Source organism: Apibacter sp. B2966 (assembly GCF_011082485.1).
GTDB lineage: Bacteria > Bacteroidota > Bacteroidia > Flavobacteriales > Weeksellaceae > Apibacter.
In genome coordinates, this window is sequence record NZ_CP049714.1 from 1,322,578 (window position 1) to 1,334,664 (window position 12,087).

Consider the following 12,087-nt stretch of genomic DNA (forward strand, 5'->3'; position numbering starts at 1 on the left):
CGTACCTTGCAAATTATTATAATAATTTAATGATTTCTCTAATCACATCTGCAATTTTACTTGGGCTAATTCTCAGTCTTGTTTTAATAGGTCCCGTATTTTTTCTTCTGATTGAAACCAGTCTTACTAAAGGTATAAAACCTTCCATAGCTCTCGAAGCGGGTGTAATTTCTGCAGATATACTTTGTATTTATGTTTCGCATACAGGTAGTAAAGGTTTACTAAAGTTTATAGACACACATCCGTCGGTATACATGATTGCCGGTTTTGTAATTTTTATTTACGGATTATACAATATTCTTTCAAAAGGTAATTTGCATATTAAAACAGATGCTAATATTGCGACTACCAATTATTTTAAAACCTATATGAATGGTTTTTTACTTAATTTGGTTAATATTGGTGTTATCGTATTTTGGCTGACAACAGTTGTATTAATATCCGCACAATATTCAAAACCTTCCGATTTTTATTTATACATAACCATTTTATTAATTACTATGGTGTCTGTTGATATGTTAAAAATATTTTTAGCTTCCAAGTTTAAGCACCAGTTGACCGATCAACTTGCCTACAAAATAAAAAAAATTGTAGGTATTGCCCTTATCGTATTTGGCATTATTATCTTTGGTAAAAGCTTTATAAAAACTAAAACAGAAAATCCTTTTGAATTAATCGAAAATAATAACTTCCGAAAGAAAAAGTAACACTAAAAAATAACTCATCTTATTTACCTTACGATGTAACCTTTCAGTTTTAGCTTTGTCTATACTGAAAATAAAATTAATAAATGACTTCAAGTAAATCCATACTATCAACATTTTGTTTAGTACTATATACCTTTATATTTTCACAAAACATTGTTATAACAGGAACCATAATTACAGATAATAACCGTCCCGTACCCTACAGCAGCATTACTTTAACCAATTTAGAAGATACTTCTAAAGTATTTGGAGGATTGGCTGATGAAAAAGGTAAATTTTCTGTTAAAGTAACTCCGGGAGAATATGAATTGATGATAGATCAGGCCGGATTTGATTCATATGTCGATCAAAAGTCACTTCTTCAATCAACTTCCTTAGGAAATATAAAGATTGAACAAACGGCTAAAGAATTGGAGGGAATTGTTGTAGAAGGAAGAAAGCCATTATATAAAGTTGAGTTGGATAAAAAAATATATGACGTTTCTCAAGATTTAACTGCCAAGTCAGGAACTCTTTCAGATGTTATGCAAAATGTTCCATCGGTGACTGTAGATGTAGATGGAACGGTTAGTTTACGAGGCAATGACAATGTTAAAATTTTAGTTGACGGTAAACCTTCTGCCATGTTGGGAATTAATGATACTGCCGAAGCTTTAAAATCCATACCGGCTGATATGGTTGAAAAAATCGAAGTAGTTACCAATGCTTCTGCTCGTTATGAATCTTCAGGAACTGCCGGTATTATAAATATAATTACCAAAAAAAATAGAAAAAAAGGTGTTACCGGAAGTATTCAAATGTCCGGAGGATCTCCACAATCGTACGGTACATCCATTAATTTAGGATATGGCAAAAAAAAATGGAACTGGTTTACCAATATCGGTTTTAGGTATGGTAAAAATAAAGGTAAAGAGAAAAAAAATTACATTGGTTATGATATGAATCACCTTATGGATGAAAATTCCCTACAAGATTCTAAAAGGAATAGGGAAAGAACTTCTCTAAATGCAAGTACGGGATTTAATTTTACTTTTGACGAACAAAACTCATTATCTACCTCTGTAGGATATAATTATAATACCAGCAATTATTTAAGTACCACCCACTATAATACCACATTATATCCCTCACTTATACAAAGCCTTACAGAAAGAAAAGAACGAGAAAACAGAAATAATTACGGAATCGACGGAAACCTAAATTTTACGCATAATTTTTTAAAAAAAGGAAATGTACTAACCGTTGACGGATTCTACTCCTATAATCTAAAAGATTCCGATTCTAAAATCTTTGACCGAATTCCCGGTTTAAATACCAATGATAATACGCAAACCAAAATAATGTTGAAATCTGATTATGTATTGCCTTTTAAAGAAGGTTCTCAATTAGAAGCCGGAATGAGAGCTGATTATTCTAAAATTAAATCAGATTTTTCTTTAAATGAATTTAAAAATAATTCGTGGGTAGTGAATCCTGATCAAACAGACAATACGGTTTATCAAGAAAACATTTTATCTTCTTATTTACAATATGGAAATAAATGGGGGGGATTTTCATTTTTAGCAGGATTAAGAGAAGAAACGTCAATTATCAAGGTTGTTTCTCGTCAAGCTAATTCAACCATTACTAAAAATTATACGGACTTATTCCCTACTCTTCACCTAAATTATGATCTAACGGAAAAAAGCCAATTGCAAATCAGTTACAGCCGAAGAATATTTCGCCCGGACAGCAGAATGCTTATCCCCTATAAAAACATTTCTGATGACAGGAATACTCGTCAAGGAAATCCGGACTTAGACCCTTCCTATATCAATTCTTTTGAATTAGGATACAACCTTCAACAAAGTAATTGGGGAATTACTCCTTCTTTATATTATCAAAGAACTCAAGATCCTTTACAATTCATAACTACATCAGACCCTCTCGGAAATTTAAATACCATGCCTACCAATTTAGGACATGAAAATAGATACGGTGGAGAATTGTCTTATTCTGTAAATCCTTATAAATGGTGGAAAATTTTTGGAGATGTAAATTTATTTCAATACGAAAGCTATGGGAATTATTCGTATGAAAAAATTAATACTATAACCGGAAGTACCACCTTAGTTACCGAGAATTTAGATAAAAAAGGGTTTACATGGAGAACTCGTATGAGTATGACAGTAAAACTCCCGGAAAATTTTAATTTTCAATTACAAGGAAATTATATGGCACCTTTTAAAAATGGACAAAATAAAAGTAAAGAAATGTACGGAATGGATTTAGGAATCAGCAAAGATATATTAAAAGGTCAAGGAACATTCCTTTTCAATATTCAGGATGTTTTTGATTCTAAAAAAAGGAAATTTAAAACATACGGAGACGATTTTTACAGATACTCGGAAATGCAATGGCGTCCAAGACAATTTACCCTATCTTTTACTTATAGATTCAATAATAGTAATGATAAAAGGAGTAATAATAAAAAGAATCGCCAACAAAATAATACTGATACTAATTCCGATTTTGACGATATAAACATGTAATCCTTATTTTTTAAGTATTTACATCACAAAAATCGCATGGGTGATTTCATAACTGTATAAAAACTATTAATATAGCCCATAAACTTTTATAATTCATTATATACTATTTCTGTAATGGTTATTTATAAACTAAAAAGTTCTGAACTTTTATTTAATTACTCTATGAAATCGCCAATACTTATGTAATATAAATCTGTTTCCTACTTATAAATTCATTATAAAACGATGTAAAGTTGTAATATTACTTAAACACATATTCTAATATCTAAACTGTACAATGAAATGACTGATATTCGAAAGTTACTTAATAAATTCCTTTTGCACTAAAATTACTTATTACTTAGGTATATTTACATAAAAATACAACATATGTTTTTAAAGGATTTAATTTGTACTAAATTAGAATTAGCAACTCAATATTATACCAGATTATCGGAATTGCTGGAAGTAAAAACATTGTTTAAAAAAGATTTTCTTATAGAAGAAGGAGAAATTTGTTCTTTTATTGGTTTTGTGAAAACAGGAGTTCTAAGATCTTATTTAGATAAAGATGGAAAAGAATTTAATATTGACTTCTATTTTCCAGAATCAATAGTAACTTCATACAGAAGTTTCTTAACAAGAGAGCCAAGCATTGGCAGTATACAAGCATTGGAAAATTCAACTATTTTATGTCTTTCTCAAACTAATTATGATTTGCTTCTCAATGAATCAAAAGCATGGTTTAAAGTTGCAAAATACATTTCAGATACTTTATTCGTTAAAAAATGCCAAAAAGATATTTCTCTTTTAATGAATACTGCTTATGAAAGATATAAATTATTGCTACAAACATATCCAAATGTGGAACAATTGGTACCACAATATCATATTGCTTCTTATATAGGAATTGAACCAGAATCATTAAGCCGTTTGAAATCTCTTAACATAAGTCAATGAAAAAATAATTATATACAACTACCTTTGGATCAAATTAATTTAATAAGCACATAATTACTTAGTGTTTTTTATTTAAATATATAATCATGTTAAAAAGTAATGTTACAAGAAAAGATCTAAAGACTGTTGTATTAAAGAACCAAACCGTTTCAAGAATTGAAATGAAAGAAGTCATCATCCCTCCAAAAGGAAAAGCAGATTATCACCTTCATCCCTGTCCGGTTATCGGACATGTATTATCCGGAACCTTGTTATTCCAAATTGAAGGACATGAACCGGAAATCATTAAATCCGGAAATGTGTTTTACGAACCTAAAAATCAACCTATTAAACATTTTGACAATGCTTCTGATTCAGAAAATCTTATTTTTTTAGCATATTATTTACTGGAAGATAATGAAGATCTTATAACTATATTATAAAAATAGTAGACAATGTTTAATAAACATGTATAAATTATCATAAATACAAGAAAAAAAACACATAAAAATCACTTCTTTCCTATCATGATAATTATTAAGTTTTAAAATTCAACATTTGGAAAAATTATTATTCTCTAATTAGTTGCATTAAAACAATACTTTATATTTTCCTCAAATTATATGATTTGGGGATTTTTAAATATTTATACTATATCTTGTTATTTTATCGTTACTAGTAACATTCCTTTTAAGGATATAATTTTCTTACTATAAAACATTTCATTAACTTAAATATACGCACAAATGATAGGATATTCCTGCAAAAGTTAAAAAATTATTGAAATGTAATTTATTGCTTATTTAATAAAATTAATCTTTAACTTGCGTTAAATCAATTTTAATGAAAAAAATATTTTTTATTTGTTTCCTAACCTTAGGATTACTATCTAATTCACAAATAAATAAATACTATCAACAACAGGCAGATTATAAAATGAATATTGATGTTGATGTTAAAAATTACCAATATAAGGGTCATCAACAAATTACTTATACAAACAATTCCCAAGACACACTTTCTGTTTTCTATTTCCACTTATATTGGAATGCATTTCAACCAAATTCAATGATGGATCAGAAATTACAGGAACTAAATAAGACTGCTGACAAACGAATGATTACCGGTGAAGGGAAATCACGAATCTCATCGTTGAAATCTAATGAAATAGGGTATCAAAAAATTAAATCCTTAAAACAAGAAGGTATACCGGTTACGTTTACTGTTGAAGAAACTATTTTAAAAGTTCAATTGGCAAAACCTATATTACCCCATACCACCACTCATTTTGAAATGGAATGGACCTCACAGATTCCTCCGGTTATTCGAAGAGCCGGAAGAAATAATTCCGAAGGCATTGATTTAACCATGACCCAATGGTACCCGAAAGTAGTAGAATACGATTATGAAGGTTGGCATACCTTTGATTATATCGCAAGAGAATTTCAAGGAGTTTTTGGAAATTATGATGTAACGATAGCAATTGATAAAAATTATATTATTGGAGCCGGTGGAGTTCTCCAAAATCCCAAAGATGTTAAAGGATATCTTGCAGATACTCAACCGGTTGTTAAAAAAAATAAAACATTCTGGCATTTTAAAGCAGAAAATATTCATGATTTTGCCTGGGCTGCCGATCCTGATTATACAGTTGATTCAATCTCTATTAAAAACGGACCTTTGATTTATTTGATTTATCAGAAGTCTAAGCAAACCAATTATTGGGAAGAATCTAAACCTTATATCAAGAAATACTTTTCTCTTATGAAAGAAAACTTTGGCGCCTATCCCTATCCAACCTATTCTTTTATTCAAGGAGGAGACGGTGGCATGGAATATGGGATGTGTACTATGATCATGGGAAATGCAAAATCTTTGGAAGGACTTGCCGATTTGATGTTTCATGAAGCCTCTCATTCTTGGTTTCAGCATATACTTGCTTCCAATGAAAGTATGAGAGCTTGGATGGATGAAGGATTTACTTCGTATGCAGAACATTTAATGATGGCTAAAATATTTCCTGACTATGTAAAAAATTATCCAAACCCTCATTATAATAGTGTTGAATTTTACACAGAATTTATAAAAACTAGACAGGAAGAAGTAATGGGTATTTTTTCCGATCATTTTTTAACTAATAATGGCTATAGTGTTGCTGCCTATATTAAAGGCGAGTTGTTTTTAGTGCAATTAGAATATATTGTTGGTAGACAAACTTTTTTCAAAATAATGAAAAATTACTTTGAAACATGGAAATTTAAACATCCTACCGACAGGGATTTTATACATATTGCCCAAAAAATATCAGGCATGGATTTAAAATGGTATTGGAACTATATGACTTATACCACACGGACTATTGATTATGCTATTAAAAGCGTAGAAAAAGAAGGAAAAACCACTAAGGTAACACTTGAAAATCTGGGTAATTTTCCGATGCCGATAGATGTTAATGTAACATATTCAGATGGTTCTAAACAAATATATAATATTCCTTTACATATGATGCATAATTATAAGAAACAAGAATCTGAAGTTAATCAGAAAAATCTACCTTATTGGAAATGGACACAAAAGGAATATGAATTTAGTCTGAATGTATCACCTGAAAAAATTAAATCTATTGAAATTGACGCGACCTATCGAATGGCAGACATCAATAGAGAAAACAATATTTATCCTAAATAAAATATACATATGCTTTTAGTAGTAAACATTGGAAATAGCAATATACGTTTTGGAATATTTCAAGAAGAAGAGTGTATTAATTCATGGGTAATGAATACTAAACCTTATAAGAGTGAAGATGAGCTATTTTCTCAATTTAAAATGACTTATCAAAACTATGGGATTAATCCCAATGATATTACCGAAATAGCAGTAGGCTCCGTTGTACCCCATTTAACATATCCTGTAAGAAAATCGCTAACCCGTCTTCATAATATAAAAACGGTTCAAGTAACCAGAAATACCCCTACAGAGTTAACGTCTAGTACCCCGCAAATGGGTACCGATCTTTATGCCAATGCATATTATGCCTATAAAAAATATAAGGGGACAAAAATTATCGTAGATTTCGGGACTGCATTAACTTTAACTTGTGTCGATAAAACCGGAGATATAAAAGGGGTAATTATTGCTGCCGGTGTCATCACTTCTTTAAATTCTCTAATTGGAGCAACTGCACAACTTTCAGATATTGAAATGCGCACTCCTAAAAGCGTACTTGGTAAAACCACGGAAGAATCTATGCAAAGTGGAATGGTGTTTGGTTTTTTAAGTATGGTTGAAGGTTTAATTGATCGGATTAATAAAGAATTAGGGGAAGACACTTTTGTAATAGCTACCGGAGGACTCGGCCATCTATTTGCTCCCTTAACAACTAAAATTCATATTTATGATCGTTTCCATACCATAAAAGGCTTACGGGAACTATACTTAAAACAAACCTTAGAAAATAAAAATTCTAAATTTTAGTTACCCATTTTGTATGTATAATTATAGATAATAGTGGATACTTTTTTACTATTATAAACTTTTTAATATCATAAATCTATAAATACACACATTATACATAAAATAGTTGTAGTATCATTTTATAAAAATATTTACATAAATAAAATTAGAAATTATCCCCTTTTTTACAGCTACTATTTTTATTAATTAATTGATTCTTAAAATATCAATAATTTTAACCCCAAGATTATTTGGTAATATAGGTAAAGCTGTATCGGCTTGAAACATAATCTTATATCCTTGACTAATTGAATTTGAATCGGAAAGTGTAGGAAAAGCTATTTGAAATTTTACACTGCTGCCGACATTAGTTCCTGCGGGAACAATAATTGCATCTGAATAAACCGTTTCTCCGGTAGCAATTGATACAATTGAGACATAAAATATACCATTAGTAATCGGTTGTCTGTTTAAAATTTGATATTCAAAATTAATACGGAAAAAATTGGCTTGATCAGCCAGTTTGTTTTCAAAAAGTAGTGTTCCTGAATCTCCATTTTTAGGACTGAGAATATCTATCGGCGAACTTGATGGTGAGGGCCAAGTACCATTTATAAATTGAGGATTTACTGCGACTGAATTATTTTGAAGTAATAATCCGTACGATTGAGTTCCTGAAAGTGGAACATACCCCGATTGATTAATGCTTATTTTTACACCTACTAAATTTTTACCATCTGAAGGCGAAATACTATTGTTGTTATTACTGGAATAAAGGCGTTGCCATTCATGTCCATTAAACATATAAACTCCGGCTTCTCTAGTATAAACTTGGTTATTAATTGTTTCTGTAAATCCATCCGGATCATAAATAATTAAACCGTTTGCAGGTTTTTTAATTGTAACGGTATCTTTTATAGAAGTAATATTTACTCGAGGAGGTAAAAAACCTTTATTAGATGATTTTATGTCTAAAATGGAAGAGCTGTCCGGAGTTTCTGTACCTATACCTACTTGTCCAAAAAGAATAATTGCATGCACAATGAATGCGAAAATTGATAAAATTTTCTTCATAAAATTAAATTTAAAAATGTTATTTTGGGTAAAAATTGAGAACTTTAAATCTTCTCAGACAGATAATTTAGATGTAGAGGCATTTAAATAATTTACAAATATCATGCCCATATAGTGCTATGTATGAATTATTTACAATTTACCAACTATACAATTTGAAGTAAAAAAACGTTTCGTTGTAGGATAGATGCAATCCCGCTGATCTTTATTCGATGATGGTATATTTTTTCTAAAAGATATAACTATGAAGTTATGTAAAAACTAATTATTATTTAAGTAATATACAGATTTCATCGATTTATTGCTATTCTTTAAATTCCACAATAGCCCTAATAAATGCCTCAGCATTTTCTAAAGGGACATTTGGTAAAATTCCATGACCTAAATTGGCTATATATCGTTGAACACCAAAATCACGGATCATTTGTTGTGCTTCAGAATATATTTTTTCAGGAGAAGACAGCAATTTAGCCGGATCAAAATTTCCTTGTAATGTAATTACGCCGCCCGTAAATTCTCTAGCTTTTTGAGGCGTGATTGTCCAATCTACTCCTAAAGCAGAAGCCTTAGATCGGGACATGGTTTGTAGTGCATACCAACAGCCTTTTCCAAACACTATAACCGGAACTTTGGGCGCTAAAGATTCAATAATCTGATTTATATAGTTCCATGAAAATTCATCATAATCTTTAGGAGATAGCAAGCCTCCCCAACTATCAAAAATTTGTACGGCATCTACACCATATTCAACTTTTTTTAATAAATACCGGATGGTATAATCTGTAATTTTTTGCAGTAATACATGAGCCTGTTTTGGATTTTTAAAGCAAAACGATTTAGCCTTATCAAATGTTTTAGAACCTTTACCTTCGACAGCATAGCATAAAATCGTCCATGGGCTTCCTGAAAAACCGATTAAGGGAATTTGATTATTTAGAAGTTTTTTGGTAAGGGTTATAGCTTCCAATACATATCCTAAACTTTCTTCAATCGGAGGATTTTGCAATCTATCAATATCAGATTCATAAGTGATAGGATTTTCCAAATAGGGGCCTACGGATTCCTTCATTTCAAAATTCAATCCCATGGCTTGAGGAACTACTAAAATGTCTGAAAATAAAATAGCCGCATCTATTGGAAACCTTTTTACAGGCATTAGAGTTATTTCTGCTGCCAATTCAGGAGTTTGACAACGGGTAAAAAAATCATACTTATCTCGTAAAGCTCTAAATTCAGGTAAAAATCTACCAGCTTGACGCATCATCCACACTGGCGGACGTTCGACATGTTTACCTTTTAAAGCATCCAGAAATAAAGTATTTTTAATCATTTATTTTCTTTTTTATTAGTTCAAGTAAGGATTCTTTTGTTGTATCTTCCGGATAATATATTTTGTATTCTCCCAGTGTACTAACCGTTTCAGCGGTGGTTTTACCGCTTGTAAATATAATAGTTTCCTGCGGAATCTCATTCATGGAACTAAAAGATCTTACTGCAGAAGGACTTGTAAAAACAATAGCATCATATTGCTTATCTATTTTATGAGGAGTTAAAAGGGTTTTATAACATTCTATTCCAACAACTTCCACTCCATTTTTACGTAAAGCGTCCGGTAAAATGGTGAGCGACAAATTTCCTTTAAAAAAAACATATTTTTTTATATCTGTTTCCAGCATTCTTTCCAACAAATCTTCAGCATAATTGGTTATAAATGCAATATCTCTGTTCTGTCCGTATAATTCTTTTGCGGTACTTTTTCCTACTACAAAAAATTTACCTTCCAGTTCAATATCCTTGATCGCTTTTGCAGAATTTTTACTGGTTACAATAAACGAATCAACATCTAAAGGAATTTGCTTAATAAATTCATAATAAGGATAGATTTCTACATATATAAAAGGAATATAATCAATTTCATATTCCTGCTCATAATCATCCGGAATTGAGAAAGAAGAAGTAAATAATATTCTTTTCATATTAAATTGATTTATACAAATATACTGTTATTAAATGCACTTAAAAAATCAACAACTAAAAATATCATCGTTTTGTAACAAAATTCATACATTTTATTATTTTTTTATCCTTATTACTGAGTATTTAAAACAATATTGCTTTTAGAATCATTATTTTTAAAGTATAATTAATAGGAAATTCAACCTATTATACTAAGTGGCTAAGCAATAACGATTATTTGGTAAATCTATAATGAGATTTTTAACTATTAGTTAATTAAATTTATTATCCAATAATTTCTGATATTCATAAAATTGTAAAAAACACCCTTTGCCAATCGGTAATGATTCATCACTAATAAACCAAAATCTTTTAAATTTTGAAATACTTTCCACGAGATAATGACTGCCCATAAAATAGCTTCTTATTACTTTTACAGGAATACCCGATTGAGAAATTATAAATTGATGTGGATAAATTAGAATTTCATCTTCTACTAAATCTTCAAACAGGTTCGGAAAATCTGATCTTTTTAAAATGGTATTTTCACCAAATAAATTGGCAACATAGGTATTTTCGGGATTTCGATATATATCATGAGGATTGCCTTGTCGTATAATTTTACCTTCTTTAACAATCATCATTTCATCTGCATATGCCAAAGCGTCTTCTATTTCATGGGTGGCTAAAATAATGGAAATATTATTTTCTTTAGCAAAATCAAAAACAGCTCTTTTTAGTATATTTTTCTTAAAAGTATCGACTTGAGAAAATGGTTCGTCTAATAACAATACTGAAGGAGTTTGAGCTAAGGCTTTCGCCAATGCTACTCTTTGTTTCTGTCCTCCGCTTAGTGAGATAGGTTTTTCATCTAGATAATCCGCCATGCCCACTAAATCGAGCAAAAACATAATTCTGTTTTGCTTTTCTTTCAAATCTATATTAGAAAGGAATTTACCCACATTTTCTCCAACGGTTGCATAGGGCATAAGCCCGAAATCTTGTTCCAAATATTTAAATTCAGGTTCTCCGGGAACTAAATTTCCTTTAAATCCTGCTAATTTTTTTCCTCTATAAATAACTTCTCCACTCTCCCATTCCAACAAACCATAAACTAACTTTAAAATGGTACTTTTACCGCTTCCACTTTCTCCTACAAGTGCCAGCATATTTCCTTGCTTTAAAGAGAAAGAAAGAGATTCAATTATTTTTTTATCTTTAGTGTATGAAAAACATAGATTCTTAACTTCTAACATATAGACTTATTTGTAAAATTCTCTGATTATGATTCAATGCTACAAATGATACTGGATTAAGCATAATTTCACAAATTTAAACTATTAATGCTAAAAACATCTTTTAAACTTTTATTTATTTTACTATAAATTTAATGCGATTTCAACTGTTCTTTGGAAAAAATTTTGAATATAATTTTTATAATTAAT

The 12,087-nt window shown here is 30.1% G+C and carries 10 protein-coding genes; 6 read left to right on the top strand and 4 right to left on the bottom strand.

Annotated elements, in window-relative coordinates:
• The first annotated feature begins 29 nt into the window (after positions 1 to 29).
• The 6 genes from G8C43_RS05705 (at position 30) to G8C43_RS05730 (ending at position 7,633) form a co-directional block, all read left to right on the top strand.
• Positions 30 to 707 carry a LysE family translocator gene (locus G8C43_RS05705; protein WP_105296795.1) on the top strand — a complete coding sequence of 226 codons (678 nt, stop codon included), beginning with the start codon at positions 30 to 32 and terminating at the stop codon, positions 705 to 707.
• A gap of 83 nt (positions 708 to 790) precedes the next feature.
• Positions 791 to 3,238, top strand: coding sequence for a TonB-dependent receptor domain-containing protein (locus G8C43_RS05710; RefSeq protein WP_166004698.1), 2,448 nt, complete (start codon positions 791 to 793; stop codon positions 3,236 to 3,238).
• A gap of 369 nt (positions 3,239 to 3,607) precedes the next feature.
• Positions 3,608 to 4,177 carry a Crp/Fnr family transcriptional regulator gene (locus tag G8C43_RS05715; protein ID WP_166004700.1) on the top strand — a complete coding sequence of 190 codons (570 nt, stop codon included), beginning with the start codon at positions 3,608 to 3,610 and terminating at the stop codon, positions 4,175 to 4,177.
• 86 nt (positions 4,178 to 4,263) lie between these two features.
• A complete protein-coding gene (locus G8C43_RS05720; RefSeq protein WP_160556919.1) occupies positions 4,264 to 4,599 on the top strand; it encodes a cupin domain-containing protein in 336 nt (111 codons plus the stop codon).
• Between the two features lie 400 nt (positions 4,600 to 4,999).
• A complete protein-coding gene (locus tag G8C43_RS05725) occupies positions 5,000 to 6,844 on the top strand; it encodes a M1 family metallopeptidase (RefSeq protein WP_166004702.1) in 1,845 nt (614 codons plus the stop codon).
• 9 nt (positions 6,845 to 6,853) lie between these two features.
• Positions 6,854 to 7,633 carry a type III pantothenate kinase gene (locus G8C43_RS05730; protein ID WP_160541686.1) on the top strand — a complete coding sequence of 260 codons (780 nt, stop codon included), beginning with the start codon at positions 6,854 to 6,856 and terminating at the stop codon, positions 7,631 to 7,633.
• 186 nt (positions 7,634 to 7,819) lie between these two features.
• On the opposite strand, the gene G8C43_RS05735 is transcribed toward G8C43_RS05730, so the two are convergent.
• The 4 genes from G8C43_RS05735 to G8C43_RS05750 all read right to left on the bottom strand — a co-directional run bounded on the left by G8C43_RS05735 (position 7,820) and on the right by G8C43_RS05750 (position 11,898).
• Positions 7,820 to 8,686 carry a hypothetical protein gene (locus G8C43_RS05735; RefSeq protein ID WP_160541685.1) on the bottom strand — a complete coding sequence of 289 codons (867 nt, stop codon included), beginning with the start codon at positions 8,684 to 8,686 and terminating at the stop codon, positions 7,820 to 7,822.
• 304 nt (positions 8,687 to 8,990) lie between these two features.
• Positions 8,991 to 10,016, bottom strand: a complete 1,026-nt coding sequence (hemE, locus tag G8C43_RS05740; RefSeq protein ID WP_166004704.1) for a uroporphyrinogen decarboxylase — start codon at positions 10,014 to 10,016, stop codon at positions 8,991 to 8,993.
• A complete protein-coding gene (locus G8C43_RS05745) occupies positions 10,009 to 10,662 on the bottom strand; it encodes a uroporphyrinogen-III synthase (RefSeq protein ID WP_160541683.1) in 654 nt (217 codons plus the stop codon). The genes hemE and G8C43_RS05745 overlap by 8 nt, the downstream gene beginning before the upstream one ends.
• A gap of 252 nt (positions 10,663 to 10,914) precedes the next feature.
• Positions 10,915 to 11,898: an ABC transporter ATP-binding protein gene (locus G8C43_RS05750; RefSeq protein ID WP_166004706.1), complete on the bottom strand. Its 984-nt coding sequence runs from the start codon at positions 11,896 to 11,898 to the stop codon at positions 10,915 to 10,917.
• Positions 11,899 to 12,087: the final 189 nt, after the last annotated feature.

Bases quoted from the DNA above. Each gene is read 5' to 3' on its own strand.
- G8C43_RS05705 (WP_105296795.1), top strand. From the start codon at position 30: ATGATTTCTCTAATCACATCTGCAATTTTACTTGGGCTAATTCTCAGT.
- G8C43_RS05710 (WP_166004698.1), top strand. From the start codon at position 791: ATGACTTCAAGTAAATCCATACTATCAACATTTTGTTTAGTACTATAT.
- G8C43_RS05715 (WP_166004700.1), top strand. From the start codon at position 3,608: ATGTTTTTAAAGGATTTAATTTGTACTAAATTAGAATTAGCAACTCAA.
- G8C43_RS05720 (WP_160556919.1), top strand. From the start codon at position 4,264: ATGTTAAAAAGTAATGTTACAAGAAAAGATCTAAAGACTGTTGTATTA.
- G8C43_RS05725 (WP_166004702.1), top strand. From the start codon at position 5,000: ATGAAAAAAATATTTTTTATTTGTTTCCTAACCTTAGGATTACTATCT.
- G8C43_RS05730 (WP_160541686.1), top strand. From the start codon at position 6,854: ATGCTTTTAGTAGTAAACATTGGAAATAGCAATATACGTTTTGGAATA.
- G8C43_RS05735 (WP_160541685.1), bottom strand. From the start codon at position 8,686: ATGAAGAAAATTTTATCAATTTTCGCATTCATTGTGCATGCAATTATT.
- hemE (WP_166004704.1), bottom strand. From the start codon at position 10,016: ATGATTAAAAATACTTTATTTCTGGATGCTTTAAAAGGTAAACATGTC.
- G8C43_RS05745 (WP_160541683.1), bottom strand. From the start codon at position 10,662: ATGAAAAGAATATTATTTACTTCTTCTTTCTCAATTCCGGATGATTAT.
- G8C43_RS05750 (WP_166004706.1), bottom strand. From the start codon at position 11,898: ATGTTAGAAGTTAAGAATCTATGTTTTTCATACACTAAAGATAAAAAA.